This window comes from Streptomonospora alba (assembly GCF_000826685.1).
Lineage (GTDB): Bacteria > Actinomycetota > Actinomycetes > Streptosporangiales > Streptosporangiaceae > Streptomonospora > Streptomonospora alba.
In genome coordinates, this window is record NZ_JROO01000001.1 from 129,082 (window position 1) to 147,371 (window position 18,290).

Below are 18,290 nucleotides of genomic sequence, written 5' to 3' on the forward strand. Positions count from 1 at the left end.
TGGCCTCCTACTCGGTCGAAACGCCCATCGCCTGGGCGATTGCCCGCGCGGTCACCTCGATGATCCCCGGCACGTAGAACACGATCCCGATGAAGATCGCCAGAATGATGAATTGGGCGAATCGGGTGATCTCCCTGGTGAAGAGGAAGAAGATGGCCACGACCGAGACGATCACCAGGAACAGCGGACCGAAGAACCCGCGGAGGAAGTCCGCGAGCCCGGAGGTGTCCGGGGCGTTCTCGGTCGCGGCGAGGGCGATGGGGCCCGCGGCGTCGACGACCGCGGGGGTGAGACCCGTGAGCAGGGGGTGCATGTCAGTCGCCGTCCCCTCGCGTCTCACATCTGGGTTGCATGGTTCCTCGTCTCCTCGGCTTTACGGCCCTGCTGGGTGTCGCTGCGGCTATTCGCCGAACGATCGCGGGGCTCCATGGATCTCTCGCACATACCAGTTCTCCCCGTCCTTGACGACGGTGAGTTCGTAACTCTGGGTGAGTTCGGCGGACGTGTCCTCCCCGGCCTCGGCCGGGACCCACACGACCTCGGCCGTGACTTGCCGACCATCATTGTCCCCCGAACCGGACGCGGGTACGGCGACGTCCACGAGTTCGACGAATTCCAGCGTGTCGGGGGGCAGCCGGTCGACGCGCGCTCCGGGCTCGACGAAGTCGGAGAGGTAGTCCGGGTCCTCGGCGTAGGCGCCGAAGAAGCGCTCCAGGCGGGGCAGCAGTTCGTCGCGGGCCGCGGCGTCGGTCTCGACGGTGTCGGGCGAGGGCAGCTCGGCCCGGCCGGGCGCGGCGAGGAGAGCGGGCGGGCCGGAGACGACGAAATTGTCGGGCCCGGCGGCGTAGACCGGCACGTCCAGGCTCATCGGGGCGCCGGCGACGTCGGCGCTGACGGTGACGACCGCGTTCTCGTCGTCGCGGACGTCTACTCCGACGACGCCGATGTTGTCGCCGCTGAGGGATGCGCCCTCGGCTGCGAAGGAGGCGGCCCTGCCTTCGGGGACGAAGGCGGCGAGGGCGTCGGCGCGCTCCTCGCTCTCCAGCCCCTCGGTGTTGAGGTAGACGCCGGCGAAGCGCGCGGCGAAGCCGGAGGCGGCCGTCTTGGGGAAGTCGGGCTGCTGCCCGGCCGAGCCCGCCTCGTCGGTCGAGGGTTCGGCCAGCCCGCCGCGCAGCGGCATCCAGATGCCGTTGAAGATCACGACGATGATGAACGCCCACAGCACCGCGCGCCCGGCCCCGATCCACCAGCGCCCGCCGGCGCCGGCGCTGGGGCGGCGACTGCGCCGCGGAGAGCCGCCGAACTCGTAGAGGTCGTCCGCCTCAGCGGGCTCCTCCACGGGTCCGCCGCCGCGCCGCGCGGTCGGCTTGCGAGCCATCACGCCTCCCCATCGCCTCGTGGACGCGGTCCACCGGCCGGATTCCCGGTGCCCTGTCTATCCCACACCTATGGTGCGCCATTGTTACGCATCTCGGCCGCCTCTACCTCTCCGTGTTTCATGCCTGACCCGCACGGTGTACCTACCGGCACGACTCATGGGCAAGGGGCGTTCAGCGCATGCCGGGCAATACCAGCAAAACCCAGGAAACAGACACGGTCAACGCACCGATTGCGGTCCGACCGGAAAGGAAGCTACCGCTCTACAGGAAGGTTTCTCTGTCCTTCGGGTCTCTAGAGAGGCCGGTACGGACTCACAGCGCAGGCTTCCACCTGCGTATTCGCATCGGGGGCGGGGGAACGGCCACCGAAGGCCGGCGGCCTGCGGCGCGGTGTGGGAGGGAAGAGGTGTGGCGCCTTTCACCTGGAGTTCCCAGCCGGTTCACAGCACTACGACCAAAATGTCTGAGCTGGGAAAATCACACGCAGTACAGAACCGGTCGGACAACCGGACACGGCGTGGCCGTCGTAAAAAGCTGTCCGGAATACACGCCCACAGCGCAGCAGCGGCGGTTCCGTCACCCACGTACGCCTGCGGCCGCCTCAGCCCGGTCGGCAAGGGACGACCTCGCGGGAGCGCCGTCCTGAACCGACGCGCACGGCGTCACACGTGCACCGACGACCTGTCAGGGCCGGACCACCCACGGAGCCATGTACTCAGCGATCTTCTCGACGTCGCTGAGTTCTCCGTCCGAGATAGCGAGGATCAATTCCACTCGCTCGTCCTCGGTCGCCGTGAGGTCGCAGCCGTTCATGCCATAGAACAGGAGGACAGCGACCAGCCCCAACCGCTTGTTGCCGTCCACCAAGGGGTGGTTGGTAACGAGCGAGTGCAGCAACGCGGCCGCCTTCCCGTCGAGTCCCGGGTAGGCGTCCTCTCCGAAGACCGATGCTTTGGGGCGAGCCAGGGCCGACTCGAACAGCCCCCAATCACGCACCTGGTGGCTGCGGCCGATCGCTACATCGGCCGCAGCCACCAGATCATCGAGGTCGAGGTATTCGATCTCCTCGCTCACGAATCAGCCAGTCGCTCGAGCGCGCCGGCGTTCTCGCGGCCGATCTTGGCGAGCAGGTCATCGCGCTTGCGGACACGACGCGACGTGTATTCGAGGATCGCCGCCCTGGCGACTTCCTGCTTGGACCTGTGCTCCCGGGCGGCCTGCTCAGTCAGGGCCTGGTCCTCGGCGTCAGTGAGTCGCAGTGTCATGGCCATGCCATAGACGGTAGCAAGTGATACCACGCGGTATCAAGCGAGCACTGTGATCCGAGAATCACGTCTGGACACACGGAGCGGGAGCCGAAGCGGCGGAGGAGCCGCTGACGTGGGCATTCGCGACCTGGATCTGAACAGGGGTCCAGGCGGAGACCGACACCCGCAATACCGGATCGGCGAGAGTTCTCGAGAAGCTCGGTTTCGTCCGCGAGGATACGCTGCGCGAGGACTGCATCGTCAGCGGCGACGTGTCGGACCCCTGGGTGTACGGCTTACTCAGACGCGACTGGGACCGTCGACCGACCGCGCAGTGACCAACAGTCCCCCACGACAAGGATCCTCTGTGAAATTCCTGCTGCGCCTGTCCGGCCCCGCGATCGCCCTCGGCGCGGTGCTGATCATCGTGACCGTCTCGCTCGACGTCGGGATCGGAGTGCTGTACCTGCTCGGGGTCGCCCTGCTCGTGCTGGGACCGGCGGGGCAGTTCCTGCGCGGCCGCAACCAGCGCCCCGTCGAGGAGAGGGAGCCGCTGCTCGTCGGGGTGCCCGTGACCGGTCGCTGGCGAGGACTGAACTCCCCCGCCTCGAAGGTCCCCTCGCACACCCACGGCCTCGCCCAGACCTACGCCATCGACATCACCCACGTACCCGAGGGCGCGCCGCCGCGGGCGATGGACTGGCTGTGGCCGCAGATGCGCCGCCCGCAGAGCTTTCCGTCCTTCGGCCGCCCGGTGCTCGCTCCCGTCGACGGCGTCGTCGTCGAGACCTGCGGGGCGAGCCGGGACCATCTCACGCGCCTGTCCCCTGCCGGGCTGATCTACCTGCTCGTCGAGGGCGTCGTGCGCAGCCTCGGCGCGCCCCGACGCTTGCTGGGCAACTACGTGCTCCTGCGCGCGGAGACCGACGGGTCGATCGTCGCGGTGCTGGCGCACCTGCGCCGCGGCTCGCTCCGGGTGTCGCCCGGGGACCGGGTGACCGCCGGGCAGCAGCTCGCCGAGTGCGGGAACTCGGGGAACTCCTCGGACCCGCACGTGCACTTCCAGCTGATGGAGGGCACGGACATCACGACCGCCCGCGGCCTGCCGTTCGAGTGGGAGTACGCCGCCGACGGTGAGGCGCGGCGCGGCGTGCCGGCGAACGAGGAGCTGTTCGTCGCGGCCGATCCGCGCTAGAGATTCCGGCGCGTCCACGATCTCGCGCAGCGCCGCGATGTACGCGTCGAACGCTGCCCGACCCTCCGACGTGAGGGAGTACCACGTGCGGGGGCGGCGTAAAACTCTGGCCGGTCCCGATATCGGACAGGCTCCATCGCAGCGACGATGAAGGTGATGACGCGCTTGGGGCTGCGGTCCTCGTTCTGGCGCACGACGAATGCCTCGGCGAGGCGGTCCCGCTTAGTCGCGTCCGGCAGCGGATCGCTCATGTTCAGCCGAGCGAGCAGATCATCGATCTCCCTGCCGGTCAGGCCGTTTTCGGTCTCCGCCAGAACGGCGGCGACCGACTTCAGAGTCCCGTAGGACCACGGCGGCTGCGGCTCGGCCACGTCAGATCACCACCTCGGCACGCAGCCTGGGAGGTCAACGGCACCGAGCCGTCAGTCCCTCACACGTTGAAGCGGAACTCCACCACGTCGCCGTCGGCCATCACGTACTCCTTGCCCTCCATGCGGACCTTGCCCGCCGCCCGGGCCGCCTGCATGGAACCCGCCGCGATCAGGTCGTCGAAGGAGACGATCTCGGCCTTGATGAAGCCCCGCTGGAAGTCGGTGTGGATGGCACCGGCCGCCTCGGGGGCCGTGGCTCCCTTGCGGATGGTCCAGGCTCGGGCCTCCTTGGGCCCGGCGGTGAGATAGGTCTGCAGGCCCAGCGTGGCGAACCCGACACGGGCCAGCTGCGCAAGCCCGGATTCGCTCTGGCCCAGCGACTCCAGCAGCTCGGCCGCTTCCTCGTCGTCGAGCTCGGTCAGCTCCGACTCGATCTTGGCGTCGAGGAAGATCGCCTCGGCCGGGGCCACCAGCTCCGAGAGCTTGGCGCGCAGCGCGGAGTCGCCCAGTTCCTCGCTGTCGAGGTTGAACACGTAGATGAACGGCTTGACCGTGAGCAGGTTCAGCTCGCGCAGCAGCGACACGTCGATGCCGGCCGGCTTGGCGCCCACCGACAGCCCGACGCCCTCGTCCAGGACCCGGCGGGCCTCCTGGGCGGCGCCCAGCGTCTCCTGGGCGGTCTTGTCCTTGGCGTTGCGCTTGGCGTCCTTCTCCAACCGCGGAAGCGCCTTGTCCAGAGTCTGCAGGTCGGCGAGGATCAGCTCGGTGTTGATGGTCTCGATGTCGCGCGAGGGCTGGATGTCGCCCTCGACGTGGGTGACATCGTCGTCGTCGAAGACGCGGATGACCTGGCAGATCGCATCGCTCTCACGGATGTTGGCCAGGAACTGGTTGCCCAGCCCTTCGCCTTCGGAGGCGCCGCGGACGATGCCGGCGATGTCCACGAAGTCGACCGTCGCCGGGATGGTCTTGGCCGAGGAGAACATCTCGGCCAGGGTGCCGATCCGGGAGTCGGGCACCCCCACGACCCCGACGTTGGGCTCGATGGTGGCGAACGGGTAGTTCGCCGAGAGAGCTTCGTTTTTGGTCAGTGCGTTGAACAGTGTGGACTTGCCGACGTTCGGCAGGCCGACGATCCCAATTGACAGACTCACGGGGCCCGAGTCTAGGCGCTCGCGGAGGGCGGACTCGCCGTCCGCGGCTGACGCGGACTTTTCGGTGACACGCGCGCCATCTTCGGATGAAACGCCCTGCGAGCTGGCCCGTTTCGGAGTAGTTTCATGTTGAACCGGTCACGTAGGCACGAGTGCATCCCATCGGGGCGCACCGTTCGGGAGGGGAACCCGGTTCGGCCGCTGGGGGCGGCGGACACGTCCGCGCCGGTGCGCCGCGGCGGGAGACGGGTGCGTGCGGGCCGCCGCTGCAGCACGCGAGGCACAGAGTGGGGGGACCGTTCGTGGTACACGGCCAGATGCGCGCCTTCGTCCACCGATACCCGGCGGTGCATTACGCCACCCGCCAGATCCGGATCCGGTTGCCCCAGCGTCTGGGCGGCCTGAACCCGGCGCAGGTCCCGCCGCGGGAGCGGCGATTCGAGCTGGCCCTGCCGCGCCGCGCCGGCTCGGGCGGCGCCGACCGCTCCTCGCTGACCATCACCGCGCCCGGCGACTACCGGGTAGCGCGGCGCCTGCACCAAGGGGGTCTTGCCTCCTACGAACCCGAGACGGTGGCCTGCTACCTCGCCGCCCTGGAGCACACCCGCCCCGGTGCGGTGCTGGACGTCGGAGCCAACATCGGCCTCTACGCCGCGCTCGCCGCCGCCCGCAGCCGCCGGCGGGTCTACGCCTTCGAGCCGGCGCCCCGTATCGCCGACACCGCCCAGGCCGTCTCCCGTGACAACGGACTCGGCGTGGAGGTCGTCCGGCTCGCGCTGAGCAACCACAGCGGAACGGCGGCTCTGCGCATCTCCCCGGTCGCCGACACCGCCAACACGCTGACTCCCGACACCAGAACCCAACTCGGCCGGGTGCTCGTGCGCGTGGAGACGCTCTCCCACTGGCGCGAGCGCGCCGGCGCGGCCCCCTCGATCGTCAAGATCGACACCGAGGGCACCGAGCCCGACGTCGTCGCCGGCGCCTTCGAGGTGCTGCGGCGCTTCCGCCCGTGGATCTTCTGCGAGGTACGCCCCGAGCACGGCGCCGAAGAGCGGCTGATGGCGCTGCTGGAGCCCTTCGGCTACTGCTGGTACCACCTCTGCGGCGAGCCGCCCTACCCGCTGCGCGCGGTCATCGTCGGCCGCGGGCCCGACCCGGGGCAGCGGATGTGGCTGTTCGCGCCCGAGCCGGTGCCCGAGCGGGTCTGGCACACCGCCCGCGACTGGTACCGCGCCTTGGGCACGCCCGCGCCCCAGGTCTGACACCGGTCGGCCGGCCGCACAGGGCCGCACAGGCACGCACCGGGGACGGCGGCGGCACGCCCTTTGCCTTCCTCTTGCCCGCGCGTGGCGCGCGGTGCCGGGGTGCGCGGGTTGAGACGATGGGCGGCTATGGACGCCCTTGACTTGATCCTGGTGCTTCTGGTGGGAATCGCGATCGGTGCGGTGCTGGGGTGGATGCTGGCGCGGGGCCGGCTCGCCGAGGCGCGAGCACACGCCGGCGCGGCCGACGAGCGCGCCGCCTACATCGAGGACCGGCTCGGCGAGCGCTTCCGGTCGCTGTCGGCCGAGGCCCTGGACGAGACCAACCGCCGGTTCATGGAGATGGCCGAAGGGCGGCTGCGCGCCGTCGGCGCCGAGACCGGCAAGGACGTGGAGGAGCGCCGGGCGGCCGTCGAGCAGCTCGTGTCCCCGCTCAAGGACACGCTCAGCCGGGTGGAGACCCAGCTGCGCGAGGTGGACGCGGGACGCCGGGCCGCGCACGCCGAGCTGGCTCAGCAGGTCGACCAGGTGCGCCAGGGTTCGGAGCGGCTGCGCGATCAGACCCAGTCGCTGGTGAGCGCGCTGCGGCGGCCCGAGGCACGCGGGCGGTGGGGTGAACTGCAGCTGCGGCGGGTGGCCGAGCTGGCGGGGATGAGCTCCTATTGCGACTTCGACGAGCAGGCCGGCGCGAACACCGACAACGGCCGGTTGCGGCCGGACATGGTGGTGCGGCTCGCAGGCGGGAAGAACATCGTCGTGGACTCCAAGGTGTCGCTGGCCGCCTACCTGGAGGCGGTCGAGACCGACGACGCCGACACGCGCGCCGAGCGCCTGCGCGCGCACAGCAAGCAGCTGCGCTCCCACGTCGACCAGCTCTCGGCCAAGTCCTACTGGGCGGCGTTCACCCCCGCCCCGGAGTTCGTGGTGCTGTTCGTGCCGGGTGAGGCGTTCCTTGCGCCGGCTCTGGAGCACGACCCCCAGCTGCTGGAGCACGCGATGGGCCGCAAAGTGCACATCGCCACGCCCACCACGCTGATCTCGCTGCTGCGCACCGCGCAGTACGCATGGCAGCAGGAGGCCCTGAGCGAGAACGCGCGGGCTGTCTTCGACCTGGGCAAGCAGCTGTACTCGCGGCTGTCGACGCTCGGCGGGCACATGGAAGGACTGGGCAAGGCGCTCTCGCGCACCGTCACGGCCTACAACCAGACGGTGGGCTCGCTGGAAAGCCGCGTGCTGGTGACGGCGCGCAGGTTCGAGGAACTGGGACTGGTCGAGGGCGATCTCGGGCGGCCGGGCGGCGTCGAGGAGCAGGCGCGGCCGCTCGCCTCGGCGGAACTGGCGGGTGAGGACCGCGGGCACGGGGAAGACACCGAGTGGGGCGCAGACTCCGAGCACGGAACCCCCTCCCCCGATCCCCGCGTCGAAATCTACGGATCGCCGTTCGAGGCGGCTGCCGTGAACGGTGACGGCTCCGCTGAGGCGGCCGTGGGCACGGACGGCGGCTCGGAGGAGCCCACCGACGCGCACCGGGACGGGGACACGGCGCGGGAGGAAGAGACAAACTTTTCACCGGGAGTGACATACTGATCACTGTGGGTCGCACTAGGGAGCGTGCCGACATGGCAACGCGCAAGCCGCAGCGCATGGACGCAGCGCCGTTCTCCGTGCAGAGCGCGCCCAGCCGCACCACCCTTCGCACCGAGCCCGAGGGCCCTGCGGGCGGGGGTGCGGCCAGGGGCGTCCGCCTCACCGGGCGCGGCGGCATCCTGCTGATCACCGCCGTAAGCCTGGTCTGCGCACTGATCGGCCACCTGGCCGGGTCGCCCCTGGTCGGCGGGATCGGGTTCACGGCCGCCTGCGTGGCGGCGGCGCTGCTGGTACGCCCCACCGACCTGCTGTCGCTGACCGTAAGCCCGCCGCTGGCCTACTTCGTCGCCGCGCTCCTGGCCGAGGTCGCGGTGACTCTGGGCCAGGAGGGGTTCTCCCGCGCGGTCGCCATCGGCATGGCCACCCGCCTGGCCGACGTCGCCCCGTCGCTGTTCCTGGGCACGGCGCTGGTCCTGGTGATCGCGGTCTTCCGCGGACTGCCCGGCAACATCCGCGACTTCAGCGACGAGGTCAACGGCCGCAGCCCTCGGTCCGCGACGCCGGACAAGCCGCACCGCAAGCAGTAGCGGGGGCGGACTCCCCCTCGACCTCGTAGCCGCCGTCGCGGCACGCCGCCGCCACCCACGGCGGTGACAGGATCGCCGCGGTTCGGATCAGAAGGGCGCGTCTTCCTGAGAGTCGCCGCCCTGGCCGCGCTCCTCCATCGCCACGGCGAGCTTGGCGCGGGCGCCTTCGAGCCACTGCTCACAGGTGGCGGCGAGGCTCTCGCCGCGCTCCCACAGGGCAAGCGACTCCTTCAACGTCAGGCCGCCGGCTTCGAGCTTGCGGACGACGGCGTCGAGTTCGTCGCGCGCCTCCTCGTAGCTCATCTCGGCCTCGGCGCCCTCGGACGCGGCGCCGGTGTCGGCGTTGCGGCTCTCCTGCGCCTTGCCGTTCGCGGCGTCGCCGTTGCCGGCGGCGCCCTTCTCGGTGCTGTCCTTGGCGGCCACTGCGCTGTCCTCCTACTCGTCGCCGTCGCCGGAATCGGTGCCGTCGACGGTCGTGGTGATGCTGTCCTCGGCGAAGCGCACCCGCAGCGGATCGCCGCGCTCGACCTCGTCGGCCGAGCGCACCACGGCTCCGTCCGCCCGCTGCACGATCGCGTAACCGCGCGCCAGAGTGGTGGCGGGTGAGAGCGCGTGCAGCCGGGCGCGGGTGTGGGAGAGGTCGTCGCCGGCGCGGTCCAGCGCCACGCTCATGCACCGCCGCGCTCGATCGCGCAGCCCGGTGACCTGCTCGGTCAACCGATCCATCTCACGCATCGGACTGGCGAGCACCGGACGCGAACGCATACCGGCCAACCACGACCGCTCGCGCTCGACGCCGCCGACAAGCACGCGCCTGCCGCGGTCGCGCAGCTGCCGGACGAGCTGGAGCTGCTCGCCGACATCGGGGATCGTCTTCTTGGCGGCGTCGGTGGGTGTGGAGGCGCGGACGTCGGCGACCAGGTCGAGCAGCGGGCTGTCCTGCTCGTGCCCGATGGCGCTGACCACCGGCGTGCGTGTCGCGGCGACGGCGCGCATCAGCGCTTCGTCGGAGAAGGGCAGCAGGTCCTCCAAGGACCCGCCGCCGCGCGCGACGATGATCACGTCGACGTCGGGGTGGGCGTCGAGCTCCTTGAGCGCGTTGAGTACCTCGCCCACGGCACGGTCGCCCTGGACGGCGACCTCGCGGACCTCGAAGCGGACGGCGGGCCAGCGGCGGCGGCCGTTCTCCAGGACGTCGCGCTCGGCCGCCGACTGGCGCCCGCAGACCAGCCCGACCGTGCCCGGCAGGAACGGCAGCGAGCGCTTGCGGTTGTCGGCGAACAGGCCCTCGGAGGCCAGTGTCGCCCGCAGGCGCTCCAGCCGGGCCAGCAGCTCGCCGAGCCCGACGTGGCGGACCTCCAGCGCGAGCAGTGAGAACGTGCCGCGGGCGACGTAGAAGTCGGGCTTGGCGTGCACGACGAGCCTGGCGCCGGCCTCGGGGACCGGCGCGACCGCCTCCAGCACCCGCACCGGGCACACCACGCGCGCCGAGACGTTGGCCACGGGGTCGCGCAGGGTCATGAAGACGGTGCCGCCCCGGCGGCTCATCTCGGCGACCTGTCCCTCGACCCAGATCTTGCCCAGCCGTCCGATCCACCCGCCGACCGCCTGCATCACGACGCGGACGGGCTGCGGGGACTCGGCCGAGCTCTCCATACCCATGGCTGCGAGCCTAGAGCAGCCCACCGACAGAACACGTTCCCGGGCACGGCGCGCTGCTTGTCACCGAACCGCGGTTCAAGGAACCGGTGCTTGACGCCTCATCAGCCGGAACCGTTCTCGAACCTGGTGGATGTGGGGCGGGACTTGCGGTGCGAGCGGGCTCTCTCGATAAGCAGGCTCCCGTCCGTGACGGCTTCCAGCCGTGCCGGACAGGTCGTCCCGCGAGTCTGCGGGCGGGACGACGACCGCCGGGGTATAGCCGGGTCCCTCACGTGAGAACCGGAACGAAGTGAATATGGGCACCGTGCGAGGTCTGCCCGCACCCATCGCCGTATCCGACGGCGGGCGGGCAGGCGCGCCGCCCGCTGTCGGGCTCGCACAACTCCAGCCGCCACATCCGCGATGTTCCGGGACGCCGACGCTGACGGCCCGGAGTCACGGCGCCCCGTCCCCGACGTCCTCGATCACGCCCTCGTCGGCGCGCCGCGGACGCAGTGAGAGCAGGAAGGCCGCCGGGTCACCCCCCCTGTTCTCGTCGGCGACGAGCTTGCCGGCGGGTGCGTTCTGCAGGCCGAGGAAGAGGAACTCCCTGGCCCGAGTGGTCGCACTGCTCGGCACGTACTCGATGGAGCACCCCGGGTGGGCGAGCATCACGAGCTCCTCCTTGAGGCTGTAGCCCGGAACCGTCGTGATCTGTGGGGACCGCGTCCCGGGCCGCCGGAATCGGGCACCAGCCCCTCGGATCCGGCCGGGTAGGCAATGGTGAGGATGGCCATGGGGAGTTTCATTGCGAATGCCACGAGGATGAGCACGATACCCAGGTTCACGCGGCGCCGATCGATCTCGATATTAGCCATGTGACCTCAGATGCGATTCATTCGTCAAGGTGTATGCGACGTGCCCTGCGACAACGGACGGCGAAGCCGGGGAATTGCGTGCTTACGGATAGGGCAGCGGATCCGTCGGCATGTCCTCATAGGTCCAGGGCCGATCGATCAGACCGAGCTTCTGCGGAACTTCACTGTACCGGCGGTGCCCCAGTTGCGGATTGTCGGGCGGGAATGCCGGAGCGAGTTCCGGAACTGATGAGGTTCTTCCCGCGATGCCAAACCAGCCGCGTGTCCTCGGTCCAGCGCTGGAAGAGGAATCCCGGGGTCGACAACTGGGCCTCGGTGTAGGAGTCGTACTGATCGGGTCCGACGAAGTCGACGCCGGCTGATCGCATCTCGGCGGCGGTCGCCGTCGTCCGGTCCTCGGATCCTCTGACCTGAAGCGACGAGAACGACCCGAGCATCCGCTCGACCGCCTCACCGAGCGAAGAGGCGACCGAGCCGGAGAGGAGCAGTCCCTTGCCCCCGCCGTAGATGTCACGATCCAGTCCCGCCGAGACTCCGGGCATGCCGAGCATCCGCCGCAGCTGATGATCGAGGGACATGGGGGTGGCGGAGCCCTGGTAGCCATCGGGTCCCACGCTGGACCGGAATGAGGTCAGGACGTTTCGGATGGCACCGAAAGGACTGTAGACGGTGAGCAGCTCATCGAGGCCGCGGGCACCGTCACCAGAGTTGAGGGGAGGCGCCCAGGGGATTCGATGATCGATGACGCATTCACGCAGGTTGTGGTCCTCGCGGCAGCGCGGGCGCGCCTTGCGCCGTCTGCTCTCCTGTGCCAGCGTCGCGCGATGATGTCGAGAGACACACCCGCCGGTGAGCTTCGTTCCATACGCAAGGTCTACGGCACCGTCACTGCGGTCGACGAGGTGTCCTTGCACGTCTACCCGGGGGAAGTGCTCGTCGTCGTGGGGCCGAACGGTTCAGGCAAGACCACGTCGATGGAAATCCTCTCGGGGCTGCGGAGCCCGGACAGCGGAGAGGCACGGATCTCCGGCGACATCGTCTCCGGCACTTTCGACGCCCGACTCCGCACCGGAGTCCAGCTCCAGGACTCCCGACTCCCCGGGGGTCTGAAGGTGCGCGAGGCCATCCACGCGAAGTCGGCCCTGTACGTCGATCCGGGACCGATCGATGTCATCGTCGACAGCATGGGGCTGCGCAGCTATCTGGGCACATCGGTGGACAAGCTCTCCGGTGGTTTGCAGCGTCGACTCGATGTCGCCGTCGCCTGCATCGGCCGACCCAGTCTGCTGATCCTCGACGAACCCACGAGCGGAATCGATCCCGACGCTCGCGGCGACATGTGGCACTTCTTCCGCGAAGTGTGCAGCGCCGGCACGGCCATCATCACCTCCACACACGACCTGTCGGAGGTCGAGGCCTTCGCCGATCGCATGATCGTCATGACGCAGGGACGCGTGGAGGCCGAGGGGACGGTCTCCGAGATCCTCGCCGGCGCCGGCGGTACCTGGCGGCTCCGCGTGAGCCGACCGGACGAGGAGGTCCGTCGCATGCTCACGGACTCCGAGCTCGAGACGCGAGAGAGGGCCTCGACAGTGACCGTGTTCGGCGAGCGAGAGCAGATCACCGCGATCGCCGATCGCCTCGAATCCATGAAGCACAGCGGCGAGGGCCGATATCGCGATCTACTCAAGGGAGCGATCCGGCTCGAGGACGTCTTCACATCGATGACGGAAAGCGGACATGACGGCTGAGAATCGCAGCGCAGAGATCTTCGCCCCGGCGGAACGACCTCGCCCGGCCGGCCGGGCGGCGATCCTTTGGGCCTGGTTCGTCCAGGAGACGAAAGTGCTGTTCAGACAGCCGGTCGCGGTCTTCTTCAGCCTCGCCTTCCCCATGGTGATCTACCTGTTCATCGGGCTCCCCTTCGCGGAGCAGCAGGTTTCCGGGGGAGTCCGCTACATCGACCAGATCTTCCCCGCACTGCTCGGAACCGCGGTTGCGAACCTGGCGGTGATGGGCCTGCCCATCTACCTCGCCGAGCTCCGCGCACGCCGGGTGGACGTCAGGTACCGGACGCTGCCGCTGCCGATCGTCCTGTTCGTCCTCGCGCTCGTGCTGTCGATGCTCGTTCTGGCACTCCTCGGGATACTCCTCGTGGTCACGGTCATCGGGCTCGCGCACGGACTGCTCCCGGCAGCCGCGAATCCGCTGTTCTGGCTCCTCGTGTTTCTCATGATCGGCTGGTTGTGCTCGCTCGGCTTCCTCGTGGGATCCCTGCCCCTGGACTCCCGCGCGATCCAGGGCATCTCCGCGGTCCTCTTCTTCGTCATGTACTTCGGATCCGGCGCCGCCGTCCCCGTTGCGGAGCTGCCGCAGATCATGCAGGACGTCCTGGAGTGGAATCCGCTCAAGCAGTGGTTCGAGGCTCTCGGTCTCCTGTACACCGGGCAGGAGATCAGCGGCTCTGTGTGGGCGAAGCTACTCATCGCGCTCCCGCTGGCGATAGCCTCCGTCGTCGGCGGCCTGCTGCTCTGGCGCAAGAAGTAGCCGATTCGGGCGGCATTCCCCTCCTGTTCAAGTGATCAGACATCGAACCGGAAGTCGACGACGTCGCCGTCGTGCATGACGTAGTCGTTGGTGGTGTCGAATCGTGGAAGCAACACCGTCGAGCAGCTGCTTCTGGAAGACCTTTGGAGGGGAGAACCCCAAGCACGCCCGCGGCCGGTTGCTGAGCTCCTCGGCGATCGCGGTCGGATACGGCTGGTGCCGGTTGATCCCGGTGCCCTTGGGCGGATACGCCCAGATCAGGCGGTTCGTGTTCCCGTCGGTGGGCCGCTGCCAGGGCGAACGCGGATCGGCGAACACACCTCCACCTCGGTCGCCGCGGCATGGCGCCCCGTCTCGGTGCCGTTGCCCCAGGGCACCGACGTCAGGCCCCAGGGGGAACGCGGAGCCCTCACGGGTCCTGGGCGCGATGCTCCGGGAGACGGGGCGCCAGTGCGGGCGCTCTCAATCCCTGTTCCACACCCGGGCGATCCGCTCCGCGATCTCCGGGGCCTGGCGGCGGCCGGCCTGGGCCGACGGGGCCCGGGCGGCGGGGTCGAGGACGTTGGGGCCGATGGCCGCGACCGCAGCGGCGTCGGGGGTGACCAGGACCGTCCGGGCGCCTGAGGCCTCCAACGCGGCGAGGTCGTCGGCGGGGCTGGGGAGCGGTCCTGCGCCGCGGGCGATGGGGGCCAGCGCCACGACGCGCTCGCTGCCTGCGGCGAGGTCGGCGTTGCAGGTCGAGTAGACACCGCCGTCGATGTAAGGGCGGCCGCCGATCACGGCGGGCGGCCAGACGCCCGGGACCGCGCAGCTGGCCGTCACCGCGTCGACGAGTTCGGCGCCCCCGTCGCGGCCGAACACCACGCGATCGCCGGTTCGGGCGTCGACCGCGGCGATGCGCAGGTCGGCGCTCGGCCATTCGGCAGCGGGCAGGCGGGAGGCGATCACGCGCCGCCGCTCGGCCAGCGAACTCTCCGATCGCGCGTGGGCCATCCGTCCGATGCGGGCGCGCGCCCGGCGGGGGTCGCGCTCACGCACGAACGCCCACACCCAGCGGGCGAGCACGCCGGGATGCAGGTGTGCGCCGATCTCGCCTTCGGGCGGGCGCAGCTGGCGGGCGTAGAGGTCCTCCAGCACGGCGCCCGAGGTGATCTGCGCGCCCACGACCGATCCCGCGGAGGTTCCGATGACGGTGTCTGCGTCGGACAGGTCGATCCCGGACTCGTGAAGCCCGGCGAGCACGCCCAGCTCCCAGGCGATTCCGGTGATGCCTCCGCCGCCCAGCACGAGCGTGCGCCCCATGGAAGCTCCTTCCGCGTATTCGACGCCGACACTCTCTCAAGCCCCCCGCCGTATCGCCACACCCCCGCCGCGCCGCTGCCCGGGCCCGTCGCGGCGAACACGGGCGGCCGAGGCCGAGTATGGCCGGGTGCGGCCAGTGTGCGGGGTTTAGGAATCCGCCCCGGCGGATGCGCGGCCGTGGCGTCGACACCGGTCTCCCACGAAGCGGGATGCCCCGTATGCGCGGGCTTTCCGGCCCTGTGCGCGGTCGCCTAGGGTGCTTCCAGGAACCGTACGGAACCGAGGAGTCGCGAGTGCACGAGCAGATCGCCGCGTTGTCCGCTTCCGCCTCCACCGCACTGGTCGAGGCCATGACCGCGGACGGATGGACCGCGCTGCGCGACCGGCTGGCTCCGGTGCTGGGACGCGGCGACCCCGACAGCCAGCAGCAGGCCCTCGCCGAACTGCAGCGCTGCAGCGACGACATCGCGGCGGCGTCCGGCACCGACCGGCCCGCGGTCCGCGCCGGAGCCGAGGCGCTGTGGCGCGAGCGGCTGCGCCGGCGGCTCGAAGAGGACCCGGGGGTGGCGGAGGAGCTGCAGGACCTGCTCGCCGAGGCATCCGAGCGCAGGGACTCCGGGCGCGACGAAGCGCGGAGCAGCCGCGCCCCCGTCAAGATCGGGGGACTCGGCGACCGGGTGAACGACATCCGCTGACGCCGGGGCCGGCCCTGGGGGCACGGCCGGACGCGGTCTGCACGCGGTCGGCGGAAACACACCGGCGCCGACGGCCACCGTCCCGCCGGCCGCGGCCGAGCGCCGCGCACGGCTCGTGGCGAGCGCTGGGCAGGACGCTGCCCGCGAGGGTGTGTACCGCCGTGGCGGCCTTGCGCGCCGCCGCCCCGACTCCTCTACCGCTCGCTGGGCCGCAGCGTCGGACCTCGCGACGGCAGCCGTAGAGCGCCCGGGGCAGCGCACCGGCCGCGTCGGCCGCGGCGCGCTGCAGGCGGCCGAGCGGCCGCCGCGTCGGGCGGCGCGACCGGTTTCGGGCGTGGGGATATGAAGTTGTGGACACGCCTGGCAGGCGCGTGCTGGCGCCGGAGGCGCACCGGCTCCTCGTCCGGCGGCGTCGCGGCGGCTTCGGGGGGCCGCCGCTCTACTCCTGCCCCTCGTTCTGCAGCTTGGCGATGCGGTTGTCGTACATCTTGATGAACTCCTGGCGCTCGCCGTGGGCGACCTCGTAGGCGCGCAGTTCGCGCACCTGGTCGATGGTGAGCTTGCGCAGGCGGGCACGGATGGAAGGCAGGGTGAGGTCGTCGTAGCCGGGGACCGGCAGGTCCTCGCCCGCGGGGGCGGCCTGGCGGCGGACGTTCTCCAGCACGGAGTCGTCGGTCTCCTGGGTGGTGGCCTCGGCGGAGGCGAGCTCGTCGGAGACGGCGGCGCGCTCCTCGGGGCTGACCAAGTGGGAGGCCTCGCCACCCTCGGAGGCGTCCCCTTCAGCGGCCTGCGCACTCTTCTCGCCCGCGGCGCCGGGCTCGGCCGTCGGGCTCTCGGTCGCCTTACCGCCGGCGGTCTTGCCGTCGGCGGTCTTGCCGTCGGCGGCCTTCCCTTCGGCAGGCGCGGCGGTCGCGGTGCCGTTGGCCGCGGCGCCGGTGCTTTGAGCCGACCCCGTCTGCGCCTTCTTATCAGCGGGCGCGGACGCCGGACTCGGCTCGGCCGCATCTTCCTTCTGTCCGAAGATGCCCTTGACCATGGACATCAGCTTGCTGGCGATGGACGGATTCGACATGGGACTGGGGGCTCCTGATGCTCTCGTCATAGGACGGGGCTGCGCGCGGCCCCGCGGACTCGGCTCGGACGGTACACGTAGCACACTCACGACTGTCCCGTCCCGCGCGATCTGACACCGCTGTAGCGGCCTTTACCTTCACCGGTGGGTCAAGAATAGGGGAGCAAGCGTCGCCGGAAGTGCGCTGAATGTGAATGCTTTCGCCTCGTCGCGACGCAAACGAGCGCCGACCGTTATCGCCGGGTCACCTGCGGACGGCACCCGGTCCCTCTGGCCTGCGCCGCGCTCCGGCGGGGCGACGGTGCCGCCCGCCACTCCCCGGCTGGGAACCCGCCGCGGCAAGCGGCCCTTAGGATGGGAGTATGACTGCGACGAACCGCCGCCGTGTCCTGCTCGCCAAGCCCCGCGGCTACTGCGCCGGCGTGGACCGCGCCGTCATCACGGTCGAGAAGGCCCTGGAGCAGTACGGCGCTCCCGTCTACGTGCGCAAGCAGATCGTGCACAACACCCACGTCGTCAGTTCGCTGGAGAAGCGCGGCGCCGTCTTCGTCGAAGACACCACCGAGGTCCCCGAAGAGGCCATCGTGGTGTTCTCCGCCCACGGCGTCTCGCCGCAGGTGCACGAGGAGGCCGAGCGGCGGGAACTGAAGACCATCGACGCGACCTGCCCCCTGGTGACCAAGGTCCACAAGGAGGCCAAGCGCTTCGCCTCCGAGGACCGCGACATCATCCTCATCGGCCACAACGGCCATGAGGAGGTCGAGGGCACCAGCGGCGAGGCTCCCGAGCACATCCAGGTCGTCGACGGCCCCGACGAGGTCGACAAGGTCGAGGTCCGCAACCCCGACAACGTCTCGTGGCTGTCGCAGACCACGCTGTCGGTCGACGAGACCAACGCCACCGTCGAGGCGCTGCGCGAGCGCTTCCCCAACCTGCTCGACCCGCCCAGCGACGACATCTGCTACGCCACCTCCAACCGGCAGGACGCCGTCAAGGAGATGGCCGCCGAATGCGACCTGGTGATCGTCGTGGGCTCGGACAACTCCTCCAACTCGGTGCGGCTCGTCGAGGTCGCCCTGGACGCCGGTGCCACCAGCGCCCACCTCATCGACACCGCCGCGCTGATGGACGAGTCCTGGCTCGAAGGCGTCGAGACGGTGGGCGTCACGAGCGGCGCCTCGGTTCCCGACCTGCTCGTCCAGGACCTGCTGGACCGCCTGGCGCTTTCGGGCTACGAGGACGTGCACGAGGTCGAGACCGCGCAGGAGAGCCTGACGTTCTCGCTGCCCAAGGAACTGCGCCGCGATCTGCGGGCCGAGCCCGCGAAGTGAGGCACAGCGGCCGACCGCGGTCGGCGTAGCCGGGCGGCACCG

The 18,290-nt window shown here is 70.3% G+C and carries 19 protein-coding genes and 2 pseudogenes; 8 read left to right on the plus strand and 13 right to left on the minus strand.

Annotated features, from left to right (window positions below; translation table 11 throughout):
- Positions 1-7: 7 nt before the first annotated feature.
- The 4 genes from LP52_RS00535 to LP52_RS00555 all read right to left on the minus strand — a co-directional run bounded on the left by LP52_RS00535 (position 8) and on the right by LP52_RS00555 (position 2,650).
- Complete coding sequence (locus LP52_RS00535) at positions 8-313, minus strand: hypothetical protein (RefSeq protein WP_040269781.1); 306 nt, start codon at positions 311-313, stop codon at positions 8-10.
- Positions 314-400: 87 nt separating this feature from the next.
- Positions 401-1,378 carry a conjugal transfer protein gene (locus LP52_RS00540; protein WP_040269710.1) on the minus strand — a complete coding sequence of 326 codons (978 nt, stop codon included), beginning with the start codon at positions 1,376-1,378 and terminating at the stop codon, positions 401-403.
- A gap of 685 nt (positions 1,379-2,063) precedes the next feature.
- Positions 2,064-2,453: a type II toxin-antitoxin system death-on-curing family toxin gene (locus tag LP52_RS00550; protein WP_202966026.1), complete on the minus strand. Its 390-nt coding sequence runs from the start codon at positions 2,451-2,453 to the stop codon at positions 2,064-2,066.
- Entirely contained in the window at positions 2,450-2,650 is a 201-nt protein-coding gene (locus tag LP52_RS00555; RefSeq protein ID WP_040269714.1) for a ribbon-helix-helix protein, CopG family, read from the minus strand. Before LP52_RS00555 ends, LP52_RS00550 begins: the two co-directional genes overlap by 4 nt.
- 343 nt (positions 2,651-2,993) lie before the next feature.
- Here LP52_RS00555 and LP52_RS28635 point away from each other — a divergent pair, with 343 nt between their 5' ends.
- Positions 2,994-3,821 (plus strand): M23 family metallopeptidase, encoded by an 828-nt coding sequence (locus LP52_RS28635; protein WP_084722762.1) that lies wholly within the window; start codon positions 2,994-2,996, stop codon positions 3,819-3,821.
- Positions 3,822-3,875: 54 nt separating this feature from the next.
- Here LP52_RS28635 and LP52_RS28865 read toward each other — a convergent pair.
- Both LP52_RS28865 and ychF read right to left on the minus strand, forming a co-directional pair.
- Positions 3,876-4,022 (minus strand): annotated as a pseudogene (locus LP52_RS28865) (hypothetical protein); the annotation flags it as partial.
- Positions 4,023-4,251: 229 nt separating this feature from the next.
- Positions 4,252-5,346 (minus strand): redox-regulated ATPase YchF, encoded by a 1,095-nt coding sequence (ychF, locus tag LP52_RS00570; protein ID WP_040269717.1) that lies wholly within the window; start codon positions 5,344-5,346, stop codon positions 4,252-4,254.
- A gap of 302 nt (positions 5,347-5,648) precedes the next feature.
- Here ychF and LP52_RS00575 point away from each other — a divergent pair, with 302 nt between their 5' ends.
- The 3 genes from LP52_RS00575 (at position 5,649) to LP52_RS00585 (ending at position 8,782) form a co-directional block, all read left to right on the plus strand.
- Complete coding sequence (locus LP52_RS00575; RefSeq protein ID WP_193789923.1) at positions 5,649-6,608, plus strand: FkbM family methyltransferase; 960 nt, start codon at positions 5,649-5,651, stop codon at positions 6,606-6,608.
- 129 nt (positions 6,609-6,737) lie between these two features.
- The gene (locus LP52_RS00580; protein ID WP_040269720.1) at positions 6,738-8,195 is read left to right on the plus strand and encodes a DNA recombination protein RmuC; all 1,458 of its coding nucleotides are present in this window, start codon (positions 6,738-6,740) and stop codon (positions 8,193-8,195) included.
- Positions 8,196-8,227: 32 nt separating this feature from the next.
- Positions 8,228-8,782, plus strand: a complete 555-nt coding sequence (locus LP52_RS00585) for a DUF6542 domain-containing protein (protein ID WP_238580667.1) — start codon at positions 8,228-8,230, stop codon at positions 8,780-8,782.
- An 87-nt stretch (positions 8,783-8,869) separates the two neighbouring features.
- Here LP52_RS00585 and LP52_RS28640 read toward each other — a convergent pair whose 3' ends face one another.
- From LP52_RS28640 to LP52_RS00605, 4 genes are all read right to left on the minus strand, one after another.
- Complete coding sequence (locus LP52_RS28640; protein WP_274518771.1) at positions 8,870-9,205, minus strand: exodeoxyribonuclease VII small subunit; 336 nt, start codon at positions 9,203-9,205, stop codon at positions 8,870-8,872.
- 12 nt (positions 9,206-9,217) lie between these two features.
- A complete protein-coding gene (gene xseA / locus LP52_RS00595) occupies positions 9,218-10,444 on the minus strand; it encodes an exodeoxyribonuclease VII large subunit (RefSeq protein WP_040269721.1) in 1,227 nt (408 codons plus the stop codon).
- A 435-nt stretch (positions 10,445-10,879) separates the two neighbouring features.
- On the minus strand, positions 10,880-11,095 hold the full coding sequence (locus tag LP52_RS00600) for a hypothetical protein (protein ID WP_157036139.1): 216 nt from the start codon (positions 11,093-11,095) through the stop codon (positions 10,880-10,882).
- Positions 11,096-11,462: 367 nt separating this feature from the next.
- A complete protein-coding gene (locus tag LP52_RS00605) occupies positions 11,463-11,852 on the minus strand; it encodes a YcaO-like family protein (RefSeq protein ID WP_169775324.1) in 390 nt (129 codons plus the stop codon).
- 183 nt (positions 11,853-12,035) lie between these two features.
- Here LP52_RS00605 and LP52_RS00610 point away from each other — a divergent pair, with 183 nt between their 5' ends.
- On the plus strand, positions 12,036-13,052 hold the full coding sequence (locus tag LP52_RS00610; protein WP_202966027.1) for an ABC transporter ATP-binding protein: 1,017 nt from the start codon (positions 12,036-12,038) through the stop codon (positions 13,050-13,052).
- Positions 13,042-13,848, plus strand: coding sequence for an ABC transporter permease (locus tag LP52_RS00615; RefSeq protein WP_084722763.1), 807 nt, complete (start codon positions 13,042-13,044; stop codon positions 13,846-13,848). The genes LP52_RS00610 and LP52_RS00615 overlap by 11 nt, the downstream gene beginning before the upstream one ends.
- A 99-nt stretch (positions 13,849-13,947) precedes the next feature.
- On the opposite strand, the pseudogene LP52_RS29080 reads toward LP52_RS00615, so the two are convergent.
- Both LP52_RS29080 and LP52_RS00620 read right to left on the minus strand, forming a co-directional pair.
- Positions 13,948-14,228: pseudogene (locus LP52_RS29080) on the minus strand (IS30 family transposase); the annotation flags it as partial.
- A gap of 82 nt (positions 14,229-14,310) precedes the next feature.
- Complete coding sequence (locus LP52_RS00620) at positions 14,311-15,150, minus strand: patatin-like phospholipase family protein (RefSeq protein ID WP_040269727.1); 840 nt, start codon at positions 15,148-15,150, stop codon at positions 14,311-14,313.
- Positions 15,151-15,443: 293 nt separating this feature from the next.
- Here LP52_RS00620 and LP52_RS00625 point away from each other — a divergent pair, with 293 nt between their 5' ends.
- Positions 15,444-15,845: a hypothetical protein gene (locus LP52_RS00625; RefSeq protein ID WP_052809263.1), complete on the plus strand. Its 402-nt coding sequence runs from the start codon at positions 15,444-15,446 to the stop codon at positions 15,843-15,845.
- A 439-nt stretch (positions 15,846-16,284) separates the two neighbouring features.
- Here the strand turns inward: LP52_RS00625 and LP52_RS00630 are convergent, their stop codons facing one another.
- The gene (locus tag LP52_RS00630; protein WP_040269729.1) at positions 16,285-16,917 is read right to left on the minus strand and encodes a hypothetical protein; all 633 of its coding nucleotides are present in this window, start codon (positions 16,915-16,917) and stop codon (positions 16,285-16,287) included.
- A 362-nt stretch (positions 16,918-17,279) separates the two neighbouring features.
- Here LP52_RS00630 and LP52_RS00635 point away from each other — a divergent pair, with 362 nt between their 5' ends.
- Entirely contained in the window at positions 17,280-18,248 is a 969-nt protein-coding gene (locus LP52_RS00635) for a 4-hydroxy-3-methylbut-2-enyl diphosphate reductase (RefSeq protein WP_040269730.1), read from the plus strand.
- The last annotated feature ends 42 nt before the right edge of the window (positions 18,249-18,290 follow it).

Coding starts and splice junctions, on each gene's coding strand:
- LP52_RS00535 (WP_040269781.1), bottom strand. CDS start 313: ATGCACCCCCTGCTCACGGGTCTCACCCCCGCGGTCGTCGACGCCGCG.
- LP52_RS00540 (WP_040269710.1), bottom strand. CDS start 1,378: ATGGCTCGCAAGCCGACCGCGCGGCGCGGCGGCGGACCCGTGGAGGAG.
- LP52_RS00555 (WP_040269714.1), bottom strand. CDS start 2,650: ATGGCCATGACACTGCGACTCACTGACGCCGAGGACCAGGCCCTGACT.
- LP52_RS00580 (WP_040269720.1), top strand. CDS start 6,738: ATGGACGCCCTTGACTTGATCCTGGTGCTTCTGGTGGGAATCGCGATC.
- LP52_RS00585 (WP_238580667.1), top strand. CDS start 8,228: ATGGCAACGCGCAAGCCGCAGCGCATGGACGCAGCGCCGTTCTCCGTG.
- xseA (WP_040269721.1), bottom strand. CDS start 10,444: ATGGGTATGGAGAGCTCGGCCGAGTCCCCGCAGCCCGTCCGCGTCGTG.
- LP52_RS00600 (WP_157036139.1), bottom strand. CDS start 11,095: ATGCTCGCCCACCCGGGGTGCTCCATCGAGTACGTGCCGAGCAGTGCG.
- LP52_RS00605 (WP_169775324.1), bottom strand. CDS start 11,852: ATGCTCGGCATGCCCGGAGTCTCGGCGGGACTGGATCGTGACATCTAC.
- LP52_RS00610 (WP_202966027.1), top strand. CDS start 12,036: ATGATCGATGACGCATTCACGCAGGTTGTGGTCCTCGCGGCAGCGCGG.
- LP52_RS00615 (WP_084722763.1), top strand. CDS start 13,042: ATGACGGCTGAGAATCGCAGCGCAGAGATCTTCGCCCCGGCGGAACGA.
- LP52_RS00620 (WP_040269727.1), bottom strand. CDS start 15,150: ATGGGGCGCACGCTCGTGCTGGGCGGCGGAGGCATCACCGGAATCGCC.
- LP52_RS00630 (WP_040269729.1), bottom strand. CDS start 16,917: ATGTCGAATCCGTCCATCGCCAGCAAGCTGATGTCCATGGTCAAGGGC.
- LP52_RS00635 (WP_040269730.1), top strand. CDS start 17,280: ATGACTGCGACGAACCGCCGCCGTGTCCTGCTCGCCAAGCCCCGCGGC.